The following is a 19,078-nucleotide window of genomic DNA, read 5'->3' as shown; positions in this document are numbered from 1 at the left end:
ATGAGCTTTGCAGAACACGCAATTATTTGGCAGGTTTATCCGCTCGGCGCCGTGGGTGCCCCCATTCGCCCTGAAACTCAGCCTCCGCTGGAGCATCGCCTACCCGCCTTAGAAAAATGGCTGGATTATGTGGTCGAATTGGGCTGTAATGCGCTGCTTTTAGGCCCAGTTTTTGAATCCGCCAGCCACGGTTATGACACCCTCGATTTTTATCGGATCGACCCCCGCCTCGGCGATGATGGCGATATTGATAGCCTGCTTGTCGCCGCACAGCAGCGCGGCATTGGGGTGCTTTTCGACGGCGTGTTTAACCACGTTTATTACAGCTCCAAATATGCGGAATTAACCTCAGGAAACGCTTTTGAGGGCCATGAAAGTTTGGCGGAGCTTGATCATCACAACCCAGCAGTAGTGGACCTGGTTGTGGATGTAATGAATTTTTGGCTGGATCGTGGAATCGCGGGCTGGCGTTTGGATGCGGTTTATGCCACCAGCCCGGAGTTTTGGGCGCAGGTTATTCCGCAGGTGAAAGCGCGCCATCCGCAGGCGTGGATTATGGGTGAGATGATTCACGGTGATTATGCGGAGTTTTTAAAGGCTTCCGGAATTGATTCCGTGACCCAATATGAACTGTGGAAAGCGGTTTGGAGCAGCCTTAAAGAGGGCAATTTCTTTGAATTGGAATGGACCCTAGGCCGCCACAATGACTTCCTTAATTCCTTTGTGCCCCAGACCTTTATTGGCAACCATGATGTCACCCGCATTGCCTCCCAGGTGGGGCAGGAGCGCGCTATTTTGGCAGCTGCGATCCTTTTCACCGTAGGCGGCACACCCAGCATTTATTATGGCGATGAGCAGGGTTTTGATGGGATCAAAGAGGAAAAAGAAGCAGGCGATGACGCGGTACGTCCGCCACTGCCACCAGAGTTTTCACCGCTGGGAAAGTGGATTGAAAACCAATATAAGGTTTTGATTTCCCTGCGCCGGCAGCATCCTTGGTTGCATCGCGCTAAAACTGAGATCCTGCATATTGAAAACCAAAAATTGCACTATCGCGTGGCAGGGGATGGGCAATGGCTGGAAGTTCAGCTAGATAGTGCCAACCCGGCGGTGCACATTAGTGATGAATCTGGCGCTGAGCTTTTTAGCTTTAGCGCCAGCTAGGTAGCCACATCAGGGATTCATAGAGGGAATCTGGGATCACATAGCCATAAAACAGTGGTGAGAAAATAAGGAACATGGTCACCACTAAGGCCACGTAGACCACCACAATGGTGGAGCCGGTTGTGAGCCCAGATTCAAATTTCTTGCCCCGCTGCCAGAGTTCACCCGCAGCCAACGCCAAAAGCACAATGGTAAAAGGTACAAGGGCAGTAGCGTAGAAGAAGTACATTTGGCGGTCATAGGCTGCCAGCCAAGGCAAAAATCCGGCAGCAAAAGCAACCAGGGGCACCACATATCCGCGATTCTTACGGATAAATAGTGACCACATAGCCCACAAAATAACGGGTACTGTTAGCCACCAAATTGCGGGGGTGCCAAAGAGATAAATCATGCGACGGCAGGTTCCACCGATTTCACAACTGATATCAGTGGAGGAGAAATAAAGGATGGGACGTCCCGCCACCAACCAGGACCAGGGCTTGGAATCCCAGGGGTGGCTGTGGCCGCCAGAGGTGGTCAAAGAGGCATGGAACTCTAGCACGCTATTGTGATAATAAAGCCAGCTAGCCAGGGAGTCCGGGAAAATATTGAGGAAGGAACTGCCTTCAATGGTGCCGTCTTCAGCAGCGTGGCGGTATACCGAGGTTTCAGAAGCAAACCAGGCGCGCCAGCTCCAGATATAAAGCAGCGCGGGGACTAAAACCAGGGATGCCAGGGCTGGGAAAACATCAAACCAGAAGGTGCCGGCCACGTATCGGCGAACACCATAGCGTTTGCGCAGCCACAGGTCTAAGAAGACGCTGAGTAGCCCAAAAAATGCGATGTAATAAAGGCCGGACCACTTCACAGAGAGCGTAAGTCCAAGAAGAACGCCAGTGGCAAAACGCCACCAGCGGAAGCCAAAACGAGGGCCATATTCCAGTGGTTTGCGGTTTTCCAGCACATAATTGTGCAGGCGGTGGTGCATTTGTTGGTGGTCTCGAATAAGGGTCCACGCTGCAGCGACAATAAAAAATACTTGGAAAATATCCAGCATGCCAAAACGCGAGCTAACTAAGAGCACGCCATCGGATACAGCCAAAATGCCTGCGATAAAAGTTACCACCGTGGAGCCACTCAGGCGTCGAGCAATAGCCATAATGGCCAAAATTGTTAAGGTGCCAAAAAGTGCAGCCATAACGCGCCAGCCAAGGGGCGAGTATCCAAAGATCCACTCACCAAGAGCTTCTATTTGTTTGGCTAGGGGCGGGTGTACCACCAAGCCATATCCAGGATTGGATTCAATGCCACCGGTTATCGGATTAATCCAGGAACGAACCATATCCCAGGCTTGGGGAACATAGTGCTTTTCATCAAAAACCGGGGTGCCGGAGGCAGTCGCACTACTTAAACCAATGAACCTGGTGAATATCGCAACGAGGACGATAGTTGCCCAGGTATAGCTATCTAGACGGGTCCACTTAAATTTTGGGGGTGCCGGCGGACAGGACCCGGCGAACATTCCGCGGTCCCGTCCCTGTTCACGAATAGCTAGGACTTGGCTCACCCGCTTGATTGTAGAGCCTTGGAGCAAAATTGTGCGAAGCTATATGCATGCATGTTGCTGAAATTACTTTGCCCACCGGAATTATTATTGCGGCCACCCCGCTCGGCAACATTGGAGATGCCTCCCCGCGCTTGGCTTATGCCCTTGCGCATGCAAGTGTTGTTGCCGCCGAAGACACCCGCCGCACCGCCGCCTTGGCCGCTGCCCTGGGTGTGGAAATCTCCGGCCAATTGATTTCTAATTTTGATCACAATGAGGTTGCCCGCGTTAGCCGCCTAATTGAGGCCGCCCAAACCGGAACAGTGCTGGTGGTCAGCGATGCTGGCATGCCAGTGGTTTCCGACCCCGGATTTGCGCTCATCGACGCGGCCCACGACGCCGGCATTCCAGTTACCTGTTTCCCTGGCCCCTCCGCAGTTCCCACCGCATTAGCCTTGTCCGGATTGTACGTGGGGCGTTTCGCCTTTGACGGTTTTGCCCCCAGAAAACACGGCGCCCGCGTTGAGTGGCTGGAAACCCTCAAAACCGAAAAGCGCGCAGTCTGCTTCTTTGAGTCCCCGCACCGCATTCAAGATACGCTTGCCGACGCCGCCCTCGTCCTTGGCGATCGGCGTGCGGCTGTGTGCCGCGAACTGTCTAAAACCTATGAGCAGGTTAAGCGCGGCACCCTGCCAGAACTGGCGGCCTGGGCCGCCGAGGGAGTGCGTGGAGAAATCACCGTGGTGATCGAGGGAGCAGGCCATGTAGAGGTCAATGTGGAGTCTCTTATTGGTGTTGCAGAGGAGCGGGTAGCTGCGGGAGAACGACTCAAAGAGGTGTGTGCAGACCTTGCAAAAATCCATGGAGTCAGCAAAAAAGACCTTTATGATGGCGTGATTGCAGCCCGCGAATGGGGATCGTTATAGCATTGTGACCTTTGGGTCCACTTTGTAGGCGCTTACTGGGAGTTAGCACCATAACAAAATTATCACTAATGCCTATTTAACTTCCGATTCAGTGGTTTTGAGTTTGCCATACAGGTTCTAGCCAGCAATGGTGGGTTATATGACTACATCTGACTCAAATTCGAAACCGATCGTGGAGGATGCGCACTCAGAGCAAGTCACCGCGACGGAGGAATTGGCTGGTCTGCTTCAAAATCCAGAGAACCTGGAAGAAAAACTTGCCGATTCCGAAGAAGAAATTGTCCTCGCCGGTGAAGATGACAACGCTTCTCTGGACTGGACTGTAATTATTCCAGCCCTCCTAGTTGTCTTGGCGACTGTGGTCTGGGGCATTGGTTTTAAAGACAACTTTTCCGCTGTAGCAGGTTCCGCACTGACCTTTGTGGTGAATAACCTCGGCTGGGCCTTCGTGCTTTTTGGAACTGTCTTTGTCTTTTTTGCCATTGCTCTTGCCGCGAGTAAATTCGGCCAAATCCGCCTGGGGCGTACCGACGAAGCTCCTGAGTTCAGGACAGTGTCTTGGATCTCGATGATGTTCGCCGCCGGCATGGGCATTGGCCTGATGTTCTACGGAACCTCCGAGCCATTGACCTTCTACCGCGAGGGAGTACCCGGACATAATGAACATGAAGTTGGTGCTGCCATGGCATCCACCATGTTCCACTGGACTCTTCACCCTTGGGCGATCTACGCAATTGTGGGTCTGGCCATTGCCTATTCCACCTTCCGCGTCGGCCGCAAACAGCTTTTAAGCTCCGCCTTTGTGCCACTAATTGGTGAAAAGGGTGCCGAAGGTTGGTTGGGTAAGCTCATCGACATCCTGGCCATTATTGCCACTGTTTTTGGTACCGCATGTTCACTTGGCCTGGGTGCTTTGCAGATCGGTGCTGGACTTTCCGCAGCGGGAATTATCGAAAGCCCCGGTCAGTGGACAGTGCTGGGCATTGTGGCAGTTTTGACCCTGGCCTTTATTCTTTCTGCAATTTCCGGTGTGGGTAAGGGAATCCAGTATCTTTCCAACGCCAATATGGTGCTTGCAGCGATCCTCGCTGTTTTTGTTTTTGTGGTTGGACCTACTGTGTCCATTTTGAACCTGATTCCAGGATCCTTGGGCAACTACCTATCTAGCTTCTTTGAGATGGCTGGACGCACCGCAATGAGTGCCGATGGTACTGCTGGTGGCTGGCTCAGCAGCTGGACCATCTTCTACTGGGCATGGTGGATTTCCTGGTCCCCATTTGTGGGTATGTTCTTGGCACGTATCTCACGTGGCCGTACTATTCGCGAATTTATCGTCGGTGTGATGTTGGTTCCTGCAGGTGTATCAACCGTGTGGTTCTCCATCTTTGGTGGCACCGCCATTGTGCTGGAACAAGATGGTGAATCTATTTGGGGCGATGGTGCAGCAGAAGAGCAACTCTTTGACCTCCTCCACGCCTTGCCAGGTGGCCAGGTTGCTGGAATTGTGGCCATGATTTTGTTGTCTACTTTCTTTGTTACCTCTGCAGACTCCGCATCCACCGTGATGGGCACCATGAGTCAGCGTGGCAGCCTCGACGCCAATAAGTGGGTTACTGCTTCCTGGGGTCTGGCAACTGCTGCTATTGGCTTAACCCTGCTGCTCTCTGGTGGCGACAACGCACTTAGCAACCTGCAAAATGTCACCATTGTGGCAGCAACCCCATTCCTCTTTGTCATCATCGGTTTGATGTTCGCTCTGGTCAAAGACCTCAGCAATGATGAGATTTATATTGATTATCGCGAACAGCTGAAATTCAATGCGCGCTTGGCGCGCGAGCGCCGAGTGCACAATGAGCACCTCAAACGCGAGCTCGCCGCTAAACGCCGCCGTGAACGACAGGCTCAGCGCGTCGCAAAGCGTCGCTAAGGGCTACCTCGATACCCCTTAAAGGCTGGCAATAAATTAAGGTATAAGGCATGACGAAGAACGTGCTTGTATCTGTTGCCTGGCCGTACGCAAACGGACCCCGCCACATTGGACATGTGGCGGGGTTCGGCGTCCCCTCTGACGTGTTCGCAAGATTCCAGCGAATGTCAGGAAATAACGTCCTCATGGTTTCAGGCACCGACGAGCACGGCACCCCTTTGTTGGTTCAGGCCGATAAAGAAGGTGTCAGCGTGCAGGAATTGGCTGATAAGTACAACCGTCAGATTGTTGAAGACCTCTCCGGTCTGGGCTTGTCCTATGACCTCTTCACCCGTACCACCACCTCCAATCACTACGCTGTAGTGCAGGAACTCTTCCGTGGCCTCTATGACAACGGCTACATGATCAAGGAAACCACCCTGGGTGCAATTTCCCCATCCACCGGTCGCACGCTGCCAGACCGCTACATTGAGGGCACCTGCCCAATCTGTGGTGCAGACGGCGCCCGCGGTGACCAGTGTGACAACTGTGGAAACCAGCTAGATCCTTCCGACCTGATCAACCCAGTGTCCAAAATCAACGGTGAAACCCCCAACTTTGTGGAGACCGAGCACTTTCTGCTGGATCTGCCCGCATTGGCTGAGGCATTGACCGCATGGCTTAAAGACCGTGAAGACTGGCGTCCAAATGTGTTGAAGTTCTCCCTTAACCTGCTGGAGGATATCCGTCCGCGCGCCATGAGCCGCGATATCGACTGGGGTATCCCAATTCCCGTTGAAGGCTGGCAGGACAACAACGCCAAGAAGCTTTATGTGTGGTTCGACGCTGTGGTGGGTTACCTCTCTGCCTCCATCGAATGGGCTTATCTCACCGGAGAACCAGAAGCATGGCGTACTTTCTGGAATGATCCTGAGACCAAGTCCTATTACTTCATGGGTAAAGACAACATCACCTTCCACTCCCAGATCTGGCCCGCTGAGCTGCTGGGTTATGCAGGTCTTGGTTCCCGCGGTGGCGAGGTTGGAGACTTGGGCGTGCTCAACCTACCAACCGAGGTCGTATCCTCTGAGTTCTTGACCATGTCTGGCTCCAAGTTCTCCTCCTCCAAGGGCGTTGTTATCTACGTTAAGGACTTCCTTAAGGAATTCGGACCAGACCCATTGCGCTACTTCATTGCAGTGGCAGGTCCAGAGAACAATGACACCGACTTCACCTGGGATGAATTTGTTCGCCGTGTAAACAATGAGCTGGCCAATGGCTGGGGCAACCTGGTTAACCGTACTGTTTCCATGGCACATAAGAACTTTGGTGAAGTACCAGTTCCAGGTGCTTTGGAAGCTCCAGATCAGAAGATCCTTGATCTAGCTACCGAGACTTTTGCATCCGTAGCTGCCAACCTGGAGCAGTCCAAGTTCAAGGCTGGCATTACTGAAATTATGCACGTGGTGGGCGAGGCTAATGCTTATATTGCTGACCAAGAGCCATGGAAGCTGGCTAAGGATGAGACCCAGCGCGAGCGTCTAGCAACCGTGTTGTGGACTGCCTTGCAGGTAGTTTCCGACTGCAACACCATGCTCACCCCATACCTGCCACACACTGCGCAAAAGGTTCACAAGACCTTGGGCCGCGATGGCATTTGGGCTGCCAGCCCACAGATCGTGGAGGTTAAGAATGATTCCCCACGTCTGCCAATCGGTGTGGGTCTGCCTGATCCTGAGCACACCTACCCAGTGATCATGGGCGATTATAAGACCCAGCAGGCAAAGTGGGAGCGTATCGACGTAGTACCAGGAACTCACTTGGAAAAGCCAGCTCCGCTCATTGCCAAGTTGGATCCAGAGCTCGGTGAGACTGGTCCTGAATGGGCACCAGTTCAAAAACAGGACTAAGAGTTCTCAAACTTTAAGACAGGTCACCTCGACCTGCCTTTTTGTATGCATGGGGGGTAGTAGAGGGGGTCTTGTGTCCGGGTTGTGGTGTTAGGTGGAAGGCATGAACGCAACCCGAGAAGAAGCAAATACCTTATTAGCCGGAATCGCTGGTCCCGGTGCTCGATTACGCGACGACCAATGGCTCGCCATTAACGCTTTAGTTAACCAACATCAGCGCATGCTGGTGGTCCAAAGAACCGGCTGGGGTAAATCCGCCGTGTACTTTATTGCCGCCAAATTATTGCGCGCCCGCGGAGCCGGAGCTGCAGTAATTATCTCCCCACTTCTGGCTTTGATGCGTAACCAGGTAGCAGCTGCTGAGCGCGCCGGGATCAAGGCAGCAACCTTAAATAGTGCAAATATGAAGCAGTGGGAAGACATCGAGCACGGCGTAATGGGCGGGGATGTTGATGTTCTGCTCATCTCCCCAGAAAGGCTGAATAATCCCGACTTTAGGGCTACAATTTTGCCACGTTTAGCTGGAGAGACAGGGCTCGTGGTGGTGGATGAGGCCCACTGTATTTCAGATTGGGGCCATGATTTCCGCCCAGATTACCGCCGCATTAGAGACCTCCTGGCAGGCTTGAGCCCACAGGTGCCAGTGCTTGCAACCACTGCAACTGCCAATGATCGCGTAGTGGAAGATGTGCGCTCCCAATTAGGCGAGGGGACCGGTGTTCTTCGGGGCGGGCTAGACCGAGAATCCCTGTACCTCGCGGTGGTGAATCTCAGTGATTCCACCCTGCGGGCTGCGTGGCTAGCAACCCACCTTAAAGAGCTTCAAGGTTCAGGCATTATTTATTGTCTCACCGTCTCTGCAGCTCATGACCTAGCTGATGCCTTGGGTGCACTTGGTTGGGAGGTGGCCGCCTATACCGGCAGAACAGAAGCAGGGGAGCGTGAAAGATTAGAACAAGCCCTGCTAAATAACGAGCTCAAGGCGCTAATTGCAACCTCAGCCCTGGGCATGGGTTTTGATAAACCAGATTTGGGCTTTGTTGTACACCTAGGTTCCCCGAGCTCACCGGTGTCTTATTATCAGCAGATTGGCCGTGCTGGCCGTGGCACCGAACATGCTGATGTTATTTTGCTGCCAGGTGTAGAGGATAAGAGCATTTGGGAGTACTTTTCATCGGTATCTTTTCCTCCAGAAGGAACTGTCCGCCAGTTGCTCAGTGTGTTAACCACTGAAGCGCAGTCCACCGTCAAGCTTGAATCCCAGGTTGATCTTTCTCGTTCGAGGCTGGAGCAGGTGCTTAAGGTCTTGGACGTTGATGGGGCAGTGGATAGAGTGCGCGGAGGATGGGTCTCCACGGGACAAGAGTGGACCTATGATGCTCAGCGCTACGCCGGTTTGCAGGAAGCCCGCCACGCTGAAGAAGAAGCAATGTTGGAATATCAACGCACTGATCAGTGCCGAATGCTGTTTTTACGAGAGCAGCTGGATGATATTTATGCCGAAGGACTTTGCGGACGCTGCGATAATTGCGCAGGCAACAAGTGGAGCGAGGATATTGATTCTGGAATCAATCTGCAGGTAGAGACCCAGCTTAAGGCCCCCGGAGTTAAAATTGCGGCGCGCAAAATGTGGCCGAGTGGGATTGGAGTTAAGGGGAAAATAGCCGGTGTACAGGAAGGCCGTGCGCTTGGCCGGCTTAATGATATTGGGCGCGGACCAGCCCTAAAACAATTATTTGACAGCGGACACTTTATGGAAGATCCCTGGATGGGGCGCATTATTGAGGTGCTGAAGAACTGGGATTGGCAGCAGCGCCCTGCAAATGTGGTGGCTTTAGGAAAACCCGATGTTCAAGCCACTGCTTTAACCGTTGAGGTAGCGCAAGCTATTGCACGGATTGGACGCATGAATTTTGCGGGAGTGCTCAATGTAGTACCCGGCGCAGTGGAAGTTACTGCTCAAAACTCTGCTTATCGGGTGGAAGCGCTGCTCAACCAATGGGACTGGTCTGAAGGCTTGCAATTGGTGGACGGTCCTGTGCTTTTGGTCAGTGATCTCATTGATACCGGATGGTCCGTGACAGTTGCCGGCGTGGGAATTGCACAACGTACCTCCCAACAAGTGCTGCCTTTTGCCCTAGCTAGTCGGGGATAAGGGCAAAAGGGCGGACTGGAAAGCTGACGCCACCTGTGGGCACCGGCCAGGGGCAAGCTATATGGGCGCCCCGTGGCGGGACTTTGTCCAAGTTGTGCAGGTTCTCTATTTGCCAATGGTCATGATGCAGCCACCAACTTTGGGCTTCCAAGGTGGGGTCAGTATCGGGAAGATCATGGCCGATAGCGGTTACTCCTTTGTGGTGAAGATATTCCAGCGCAGCAATAGACCATCCTGGGGCTGTGTCTTCTTTTCCCCAGGGCCAACCAGTATGAAGGGCGACAAAGGATTGCGCTTGGATCTGCTCGTGCATGGCTTCAAATTCTTGAAGTTCATCCGGGGTAATAAGGCCTGGTTTGCTAAAGGAGACTCTATATATAGGTAAGAAAGTTTCTTCTACTGAAATGTTGTCCAAGGTGCGACCTTGTGGATCAAAGTGTGCAGGAGCATCAACATGCGTTCCCCATGGTCCCACCAGGTGATAACGGTGCATTAAGAAACCATGCTCGGCAATTGTGGAGACCACCTCAACTACTTCGTCGGGGTCACCTGGATAATGGGGCTGACCTGGTTCAAAGCCGTGGGCGAGGTCGATGATCTGCATGCGTCTAGAATAAAGGCCAATATGTCTAAGAAGAAGCCACGCCCAGTACCTGTCCCTGCCCAATTTATTCCCAACCTCATTGATGCCCACACGCACCTGGCATCCTGTGGCGGAGACACCGCCGAATTGCTGAAACGCGCCAAATATGCCGGCGTCGAAAAGCTCTGCACTGTTGGTGATGGCCTCGCAGAGGCCGAGCTCGCCCTAAAAGCAGCGCAGGACTTTAGCAATGTTTTTGCTGCTTGTGCGATCCACCCCACAAAGGCGGATCAATTGGATGCACAAGCCCGTCAGCGTTTGACTGAGATGGCGCAGGATCCGGCATGCGTAGCCATTGGCGAAACCGGTTTGGATACCTATTGGATTACTCATGACCCCGAAAGTACGGCGGCTTTGGAGGTACAAGAGGAAGCGCTGCGCTGGCACATTGAGCTGGCAGTGCAGTCACAAAAGGCGTTGATGATCCATAATCGTGAAGCTGATGCTGATCTCATGCGGGTTTTGGCACATGCGCCACGTCCTGAAAATACGATCTTGCACTGCTTTTCTTCACCGCTGGACATTGCCAAGGAAGCTCTAGACCGTGGTTATATCCTCAGTTTTGCAGGAAATATTACTTTTAAGCGCAATGAAGAGCTGCGGGAAGCTGCCAAAATTGCGCCATTGGAGCAGATTTTTATCGAAACCGATGCGCCTTTTATGACCCCAGAACCTTTCCGCGGATCGCGAAATGAGCCCTCTTTGATTGGTCACACCGCACTGTGCATCGCGGAGTCGCGGGGCATGGCTGTGGAGGAGTTGACGGAGGCACTTTCTGACAACTTTGATCGCGTTTATCATCCCCACGGCTAAAAATGTGACACAAACCATGATCCCCGAGTTGACCGTGGTCAGTTGTAGGGCAAGTGGCGGATGTTACTGAAGTTTGCTCAGGGGACGGCATTGGCGTTTTGCTTCTAGACGGGGGCATTTTGTTACCGTATTGTGATTAATTGTTCATATCCCGAGAGTGAAGAAGTTTAATTAATGGCGACCCATCAAAAGTCACGGATCAACCAGATCAACAGCACACGCTCTGTGCCGCTGCGTCTGGCCACCGGTGGCATGCTCGCCACTCTGCTCATCGGCGGAGTGACAGCTGCAACAACCAAAAAAGACATCACTGTTGATGTCAACGGCGAACAGCTGGCACTTGTGACCATGTCTGGAACTGTCGAAGGCGCACTAACCCAAGCGGGAATTGAGCTCGGCGACCAAGATATCGTCTCACCTTCCCTGGATTCTGCGCTCACTGACAACACCACGGTGACTGTACGCACTGCAAAGCAGGTTGCAGTTGTGGTGGAGGGTGAGACCAAACAGGTCACCACCACCGCAGCATCGGTGGAAGATCTGCTTAATGAAATTGGCGGAGTTACTCCAGCCGACGCTGTTGACGCTGATCTTGATGCCACTATCCCAGATGATGGCTTGGAGCTTAACGTCACCAAGTCCAAGATCATCTCCATCAATGACGGTGGCAAGGTAACCTACTTGTCCATCGCTGCCAAGGATGTTGCCGAGGCTCTGGAAGAGCGCGGAATTTCCCTCGACGATGATGATCGCCTTAACCTCGATCCAGCAACTGCGTTGAAGAACAACACCCAGGTTGTTATTGATCGAGTATCTAGCAACCAGGTCACCGACACTGTTCCAGTGGAAGCGACAACGGTCTACGTTGATAATCCAGATGCTCCAGAAGGCGAAGAAACCGTATTGGAGCCAGGTACTCCAGGCGCCAAGGAAGTGACTCGCCAGATCACCACCGTTAATGGTGTGGAGACTGAATCTGCAATTGTTAATGAAGTTGAGGTCACCCCAGCAACTCCAGCCAAGGTTAGCCGAGGCACCAAGGCTGCTTCCACCGCTTCAGCAGCTGCGGTAGCGAGCGGTTCGGTATGGGATCAGCTGGCACAGTGCGAATCTGGCGGCAACTGGGCCATTAACACTGGCAATGGTTACTCAGGTGGCCTGCAGTTTAATGCGCAGACCTGGTTGGCATATGGCGGTGGCGCCTACGCAAGTGATGCTGCAGCAGCGTCCCGCGAACAGCAGATCGCTATTGCTGAAAAGGTACAAGCTGCCCAAGGTTGGGGCGCATGGCCTGCTTGCACCGCAAGCATGGGCATCCGATAGTAGAAATATCGCATCCTGCAGGTAGATTGGGATGCTATGGAAGAACCCTCAGGCGCACAGCTGCTTGGCCCGGTGGAGATCCGCGCCCTCGCAGAAAAACTCGATGTCACACCCACGAAAAAACTGGGACAGAACTTTGTTCATGATCCCAATACCGTGCGTCGAATTGTTGGCGCCGCGGGCTTAACTGCCGAAGACCATGTGGTAGAGGTGGGACCAGGACTTGGTTCCCTCACTCTCGCCTTGGTGGACGTGGCTCAAACTGTTACCGCGGTGGAAATTGATCCCCGCCTGGCAGCAGAATTACCCGCTACTTTCCAATGGCGAGCTCCTGAATTGGCGCATAAATTGAGCATTGTGCTCAAAGATGCGCTGCAGGTAAAACAGGCAGATATGGCAGTCCAGCCCACCGCGTTGGTGGCCAACCTGCCGTATAACGTCTCAGTCCCAGTATTGCTGCACATGATGGAAGAATTTCCTACCATCACCAAGGTGCTCGTGATGGTCCAAGCTGAGGTGGCTGACCGCCTCGCAGCAGATCCTGGGTCCAAAATTTATGGCGTCCCAAGTGTGAAGGCTTCATTCTATGGACCAGTCACCCGCGCCGGGGCAATTGGCAAAAATGTCTTTTGGCCAGCACCGAAGATTGAGTCTGGTCTGGTGAAAATCACCAGGGTAGATACTCCTTGGAAACAAGATGACGCTACCCGCAAGAAGGTATGGCCAATTATTGATGCCGCTTTCTTGCAGCGTCGCAAAACCCTGCGAGCAGCACTTTCAGGACATTTTGGTTCGGCTCAAGCTGCTGAAGATGCGCTTAGAGCAGTCAATATTGATCCGGGCTTGCGCGGTGAGAAGCTGGATGTGGCAGATTATGTTCGTTTGGCTGGAGTGTTGGAGGCTTAGGTGAAAATTACGGCAAAGGCCTGGGCTAAAACCAATTTGCATCTTGGTGTCGGGCCCCTGCGTGGAGATGGATTCCACGATTTGCTCACCGTTTTTCAAACCATTGATCTTTTTGACACCGTCACCTTAGAAACCATTGAGGGTGAAATGGTGGAGGAGGGATCCGTCGTAAAGCGCCTTTCTGTAACCGGACCCCGTGGGGTCCCGGAAGACGCCACCAACCTGGCGTGGCGCGCAGTTGACGCGTTGGTGGCGCGTCGCGCCGAGCAAACCCCGCTACCTGCGGTTACGCTGCATATTGAGAAGGGCATTCCGGTTGCTGGCGGTATGGCTGGTGGCTCTGCTGATGCGGCCGCCGCCTTGCGCGCAGTGGATGCCTGGATTGGGCCTTTTGGTAGGGAAACCTTATTAGAGGTGGCTGCAGAACTTGGTTCTGACGTTCCTTTTTGCCTGCTAGGTGGCACTATGCGGGGAACTGGTCGCGGTGAACTATTGGTAGACATGCTTAATCGCGGAAAATATCACTGGGTTGTCGCCGTTTTTGCTAAGGGACTTTCCACGCCAACGGTGTTTAGGAAGCATGATCAGCTGGATTGGCCGCCGAATTTTGAAATTGAAGAGCTCAGCGAGGCTTTGCTGGAGGGCGACTATATTAGCGTTGGCGCTGCCCTGCACAATGACCTGCAGATTTCTGCTTTGAGCTTGCGTCCAGAACTGCGCACTGTGTTAACTGACGGTGTGCGCGCTGGCGCCTTTACCGGCATCGTGTCCGGCTCTGGGCCTACGCTGGTATTTATTTGCGAAAACGCAACTGAGGCCCGCGATGTGGCAGATGCCCTCATCGATGGCGGGCAGGTTTTGGCAGCTCATGTGGCTTCCGGCCCAGCATCTCGCTCCGCGCGAACCCGCGGAGCACATATTTTGTCTATCGAAGACTAAAGCTAGTGAACTTGGAGTAAAAGAAAAACACAATGGCCAATCTGATCAATCTGGAAAACGTCTCAAAGACGTGGGGATTAAAGACGCTTCTCGACGGGGTGTCGCTGGGGGTGCAAACCGGCGACCGTATCGGTGTGGTCGGCCTCAACGGCGGTGGCAAGACCACCTTGCTTGAAGTGCTTACTGGAATCGAGCCTCCAGATGCTGGCCGTGTGTCCCATAACTCTGATCTGCGCATGGCTGTGGTGACCCAGCGCGCTGAGCTTAATGATGAAGACACCGTGGCTGACGTGGTTCTTGGCCCATTAGGGTTGCAGGTTTTTGAGTGGGCTTCCAATGCCACTGTGCGCGATGTGCTGGGTGGCTTGGGTATTGTCAACCTTGGTCTGGATACCAAGGTGGGCAATCTTTCCGGTGGTGAACGCCGCCGCACCAACCTGGCTGCCGCTTTGGTGCAGGATCTTGATCTGATTGTGCTGGACGAGCCCACTAACCACCTCGATGTTGAGGGTGTGCAGTGGCTGGCGTCTTATTTGCTCTCCCGCAAGATTGCCATTGTGGTGGTCACCCACGATCGTTGGTTCCTGGATACCATTGCCACCACCACCTGGGAAGTCCACGATGGCGTGGTTGATTCTTATGAAGGTGGCTACAACGACTGGACCTTCGCGCGTGCTGAGCGTGCCCGCCAATCCGATATTATTGAGCAACGTCGCCAGAACTTGGCACGTAAAGAACTTGCCTGGTTGCGCCGTGGTGCACCGGCTCGTACCTCCAAGCCGCGCTATCGCATTGAAGCGGCGGAGGCTTTGATCGCCGATGTTCCAGCACCGCGCGACAGCGTCGAGTTAATGGCCTTTTCCAAATCACGTCAGGGACGTGTGGTTATTGAACTGGAAGATGCCACCATTGCGACCCCAGATGATCGCATTTTGGTGGAAGACCTCACCTGGCGCCTAGCTCCTGGCGAGCGCATTGGTCTGGTGGGTGTGAACGGTTCTGGTAAAACGACGCTGCTGCGCACCTTGGCTGGCGAACATCCGCTGCGGGCAGGCAAGCGTATTGAAGGCCAAACGGTCAAGCTGGGCTGGTTGCGCCAGGAACTTGATGATCTTGATCTTTCCCGCCGTCTCATTGACTGCGTGGAAGATGTTGCCTCCTATGTGATGATGGGCGATAAGCAGATTTCCGCTTCACAGCTGGCTGAGCGCCTGGGATTTTCTGCCAAGCGCCAGCGCACCCCGGTGGGCGACCTTTCCGGTGGTGAGCGCAGGCGTTTGCAGCTGACCCGCGTGTTGATGGCTGAGCCCAATGTTTTGCTTCTCGACGAGCCCACCAACGACCTCGACATCGATACCCTGCAGGAACTGGAGTCCTTGCTTGACGGATGGCCCGGTACCTTGGTTGTGATTTCCCACGACCGTTACCTCATTGAGCGTGTTACCGACTCCACCTGGGCGCTGTTTGGCGACGGCAAACTAACCAATCTTCCAGGCGGAATTGAAGAATATTTGGCCCGCCGTGTGAAGCTTTTGGAAGCTGCGGATACCGGTGTGCTGAATCTTGGTTCTGCCAATGCTGTACCTGATGTTTTTGCGTCGGCGGCTGAGGCTGGGGCCTCGAAGATGTCCGCGCAGGAGCGGCACCGCATCACCAAGGAAATGAACGCCTTGGAGCGCAAAATGGGCAAGCTTGACCAACAAATGGACAAGCTCAACCAGCAGATGGCTGATGCAGCTGAAAAGATGGACACCGCAAAGCTGACGGAGATTGATGAAAAACTTCGTGCCGTGCGTGATGAACATAGCGAGTTAGAAATGCAGTGGATGGAACTCGGAGAAGAAATCGAGGGCTAAAACCCACCTAGCTTCAGAAATTTGTGAAAGGCCGTTCCCTCGGGAGCGGCCTTTTGTTTTGTGAATGGACTTGGGGTTGTGATCTAGTAGGCATTGCCATATACCCCCATGGGGTATAAGTTGGTGTTTAGGTCACCACAGGTTGTGGAAGGTGACGAGCGCCCCAAAGCGTAGGCACTATTTGAGGATTTAATCATGAAAAACCACGCAAAATTGCTGCTTATTTCTCTGCTGGCTGTTGGCACAGTGACACTGAGCGCCTGTTCTCCGGCGGATACGAGTTCTACTGCCACTCCTGAAAGCACTGCAACATCGTCATCTGCAGTTGCCGGCCATGGGGATCATTCGAGCATGGCGCACTCTATGAGTGGTTCAGAAGTTCCTGCGGCGATGGTTGATGCGACAGATCCCACCTATCCAGTTGGCACTGAAGTGACACTTACTGCCGACCACATGCCAGGTATGAACGGTGCAACTGCAACTGTGGCAGGCGCCTACACGACCTACACCTACTCCGTGGACTATGTGCCAACTGGTGGGGGAGACACAGTGAAGGATCACCGCTGGGTGGTGCAAGAAGAAATTAAGGATGCAGGCACCGAGCGCCTAGCAAATGGCACCAAAGTTACTCTCACCGCTGATCACATGGCCGGAATGAACGGCGCCGAAGCCACCATTGTGGCCTCCACCGATGAAACTGTATATGCCGTTGACTATGAAATGAATGGCATGACCATGGAAAACCACATGTGGGTTGTTGAAAGCGAAATGCAATCTCTGAGCTAAATGCCCTGATGGAATAAAGAATCTGAAAGGTAGAGGTTTCTCATGACTATGGGAGATTCACACATAACTCACTCTGGTCATGAGGGCCATACTGGGCACGGAGATCATGTGGAGCACGCTGAGCATATGGCCCATGAAGAGCACGCAGGTCACGGTGGGCATGTGGGTCACGGTGGGCATGTGGGTCACGTGGAAAAATTCCGCAAACTATTTTGGGTGATGCTCTTTCTTGCCATACCTGTGGTGGTTTTTAATGACATGTTCGCCGGCATGATCGGCTACTCGCTGCCAAATTTGTGGTGGGTGCCTTGGGTCTCGCCGGTCATAGGTACCGTGATTTATTTCTGGGGTGGCTGGCCATTCCTTGCTGGAGCTGGTGCCGAAATTCGGAGCCGCAAACCAGGCATGATGCTTCTGATCGCACTTGCGCTGACTGTGGCTTTCCTCGCCTCTTGGGGAGCCAGCTTGGAAATGCTTAGCCATGAGCTCAATTTCTGGTGGGAATTGGCGCTCTTGGTAGTAATCATGCTGCTAGGGCACTGGATCGAAATGCGTTCCTTGGCTCAGACAACTTCAGCACTTGATTCTTTGGCGGCGCTGTTACCAGATGAAGCAGAAAAAGTAGTCGGTGAAGAACTATATAAGGTCGCGCCGGGTGAGCTGCAGGTTGGCGATGTAGTTATTGTGCGCCCGGGTGGTGCAGTTCCGGCTGATGGCCTCATTATTGAAGGTGCTGCTTCGATGGATGAAGCCATGGTTACTGGTGAATCTCAAACAATCTGGCGTGAAACTGGCGATCAGGTGATTGCGGGAACTATCGCAACGGATTCTGGACTGAAGGTTAAGGTAACCGCTGCCGGAGATGAGACAACGCTGGCTGGGATTCAAAAACTAGTTGCCGAGGCTCAGGCTTCATCATCCCGTGCCCAGCGCATTGCGGATACTGCAGCCAATTGGCTCTTCTGGTTCGCACTTGGAGCAGCGCTGATTACTGCTCTTGTATGGTCGTTGTTTGGACTTCCCGATGAAGCTGTCATTCGCACTATCTCTGTCTTGGTTATTGCTTGTCCGCATGCTTTGGGCTTGGCAATTCCACTTGTTGTTTCAATCGCCACCGAACGGGCTGCCCGCGGGGGAGTGCTGATTAAAGACCGCCTCGCGCTAGAGTCCATGCGAAAGATTGACACCGTTCTTTTTGATAAGACTGGCACTTTGACCAAGGGAAAGCCTCGTCTCGCTGAAATTGCGGCCATCGATGGAATCGAAGAGAGGGATGTTTTGGCGCTAGCCGCCGCAGCCGAAGCGAATAGTGAACACCCACTGGCACGAGCAATTCTGCGTGCTGCAAAAGATAAAGGCATTGCGATTCAGCCAGCTAAAGACTTCACCTCCGCACCTGCCGTTGGGGTAAAAGCGACGGTTAATGGCCAGGTTGTCGAGGTAGGTGGACCATTCTTATTGCAAGAGCATTCAACGGAAGCACTGCCGATTGCTCAGACATGGAATGAAACTGGTGGCACGATTCTTCATGTACTGGTGGACTCTCGCGTCGTGGGGGCGGTGTCTTTGGTTGATGAGGTTCGCCCCGAATCCTATGCAGCCATAAAGTCCCTGCATGATCTTGGAATTCAAGTTGTGATGATTACCGGCGACGCCCAAGCGGTAGCAAATACGGTGGCTAAAGATCTAGGGATCGATCGAGTTTTCGCGGGAGTGAGGCCAGAGGATAAAGCCTCTAAGGTTGCAGAACTCCAAGAAGAGGGACGTCTCGTAGCAATGGTGGGAGATGGTGTTAATGATGCCCCAGCATTGGCCCGAGCTGATGTAGGCATCGCCATCGGTGCAGGTACTGACGTGGCGATTAATTCGGCCGGAGTAATTTTGGCTTCCTCTGATCCACGCTCAGTGCTTTCCATGATTCGACTTTCGCGCGCTGCATATAAGAAAATGCAGCAAAATCTGTGGTGGGCAGCTGGCTATAACCTCATCTCAGTTCCACTGGCTGCAGGAATTCTTGCCCCCTTGGGCTTTGTCTTGCCAATGAGTGTTGGCGCAATTTTGATGTCGATTTCTACGATTGTGGTAGCTCTCAACGCGCAGTTGCTAAGAAAGCTTGATCTTTCACTGGAAGCGACCAAAGTTAAAGCTGCCAAGGCTTAAGTGTCTAGAGGCGAGGCGGCATCTGGCTACGTGCGCCGTAGTTGACGACAGACCGCTGAAGAATAT

General features: G+C 53.3%; 14 protein-coding genes. 12 read left to right on the top strand and 2 right to left on the bottom strand.

From position 1 onward, the window contains the following. Nucleotides 1-1,164: an alpha-amylase family protein gene (locus SFC07_RS12155; protein ID WP_411208579.1), complete on the top strand. Its 1,164-nt coding sequence runs from the start codon at nt 1-3 to the stop codon at nt 1,162-1,164. Here SFC07_RS12155 and SFC07_RS12150 read toward each other — a convergent pair. Further along, a complete protein-coding gene (locus SFC07_RS12150) occupies nt 1,151-2,710 on the bottom strand; it encodes a dolichyl-phosphate-mannose--protein mannosyltransferase (RefSeq protein WP_411208578.1) in 1,560 nt (519 codons plus the stop codon). The genes SFC07_RS12155 and SFC07_RS12150 overlap by 14 nt on opposite strands. A 47-nt stretch (nt 2,711-2,757) precedes the next feature. Here SFC07_RS12150 and rsmI point away from each other — a divergent pair, with 47 nt between their 5' ends. The 4 genes from rsmI to SFC07_RS12130 all read left to right on the top strand — a co-directional run bounded on the left by rsmI (nt 2,758) and on the right by SFC07_RS12130 (nt 9,586). Further along, nucleotides 2,758-3,615 carry a 16S rRNA (cytidine(1402)-2'-O)-methyltransferase gene (gene rsmI / locus SFC07_RS12145; RefSeq protein ID WP_411208577.1) on the top strand — a complete coding sequence of 286 codons (858 nt, stop codon included), beginning with the start codon at nt 2,758-2,760 and terminating at the stop codon, nt 3,613-3,615. Between the two features lie 139 nt (nt 3,616-3,754). Continuing rightward, entirely contained in the window at nt 3,755-5,542 is a 1,788-nt protein-coding gene (gene betP, locus SFC07_RS12140; RefSeq protein ID WP_411208576.1) for a glycine betaine transporter BetP, read from the top strand. A 50-nt stretch (nt 5,543-5,592) separates the two neighbouring features. Further along, on the top strand, nt 5,593-7,431 hold the full coding sequence (gene metG, locus SFC07_RS12135) for a methionine--tRNA ligase (protein ID WP_411208575.1): 1,839 nt from the start codon (nt 5,593-5,595) through the stop codon (nt 7,429-7,431). Between the two features lie 103 nt (nt 7,432-7,534). Next, the gene (locus SFC07_RS12130) at nt 7,535-9,586 is read left to right on the top strand and encodes a RecQ family ATP-dependent DNA helicase (protein WP_411208574.1); all 2,052 of its coding nucleotides are present in this window, start codon (nt 7,535-7,537) and stop codon (nt 9,584-9,586) included. Here the strand turns inward: SFC07_RS12130 and SFC07_RS12125 are convergent. Next, nucleotides 9,573-10,190 (bottom strand): cyclase family protein, encoded by a 618-nt coding sequence (locus tag SFC07_RS12125; protein ID WP_411208573.1) that lies wholly within the window; start codon nt 10,188-10,190, stop codon nt 9,573-9,575. The genes SFC07_RS12130 and SFC07_RS12125 overlap by 14 nt on opposite strands. A 21-nt stretch (nt 10,191-10,211) precedes the next feature. Here SFC07_RS12125 and SFC07_RS12120 point away from each other — a divergent pair, with 21 nt between their 5' ends. From SFC07_RS12120 to SFC07_RS12090, 7 genes are all read left to right on the top strand, one after another. Then, nucleotides 10,212-11,042, top strand: a complete 831-nt coding sequence (locus SFC07_RS12120) for a TatD family hydrolase (RefSeq protein WP_411208572.1) — start codon at nt 10,212-10,214, stop codon at nt 11,040-11,042. Between the two features lie 174 nt (nt 11,043-11,216). Next, nucleotides 11,217-12,365, top strand: coding sequence for a transglycosylase family protein (locus SFC07_RS12115; RefSeq protein WP_411208571.1), 1,149 nt, complete (start codon nt 11,217-11,219; stop codon nt 12,363-12,365). A 36-nt stretch (nt 12,366-12,401) separates the two neighbouring features. After that, a complete protein-coding gene (gene rsmA / locus SFC07_RS12110; RefSeq protein WP_411208570.1) occupies nt 12,402-13,271 on the top strand; it encodes a 16S rRNA (adenine(1518)-N(6)/adenine(1519)-N(6))-dimethyltransferase RsmA in 870 nt (289 codons plus the stop codon). Continuing rightward, nucleotides 13,272-14,210, top strand: a complete 939-nt coding sequence (locus tag SFC07_RS12105) for a 4-(cytidine 5'-diphospho)-2-C-methyl-D-erythritol kinase (RefSeq protein ID WP_411208569.1) — start codon at nt 13,272-13,274, stop codon at nt 14,208-14,210. It begins immediately after the preceding gene. 32 nt (nt 14,211-14,242) lie between these two features. Beyond that, a complete protein-coding gene (locus SFC07_RS12100) occupies nt 14,243-16,066 on the top strand; it encodes an ABC-F family ATP-binding cassette domain-containing protein (protein ID WP_411208568.1) in 1,824 nt (607 codons plus the stop codon). Nucleotides 16,067-16,261: 195 nt separating this feature from the next. Then, nucleotides 16,262-16,852: a YdhK family protein gene (locus SFC07_RS12095; RefSeq protein ID WP_411208567.1), complete on the top strand. Its 591-nt coding sequence runs from the start codon at nt 16,262-16,264 to the stop codon at nt 16,850-16,852. Nucleotides 16,853-16,900: 48 nt separating this feature from the next. Then, nucleotides 16,901-19,012: a heavy metal translocating P-type ATPase gene (locus SFC07_RS12090; protein ID WP_411208636.1), complete on the top strand. Its 2,112-nt coding sequence runs from the start codon at nt 16,901-16,903 to the stop codon at nt 19,010-19,012. The last annotated feature ends 66 nt before the right edge of the window (nt 19,013-19,078 follow it).

The organism is Corynebacterium callunae, from assembly GCF_046592015.1.
Taxonomy (GTDB): Bacteria; Actinomycetota; Actinomycetes; order Mycobacteriales; family Mycobacteriaceae; genus Corynebacterium; species Corynebacterium callunae_A.
The sequence above is the reverse complement of the archived record's forward strand: the minus strand, read 5'-3'. Positions and strand labels throughout refer to the sequence as shown.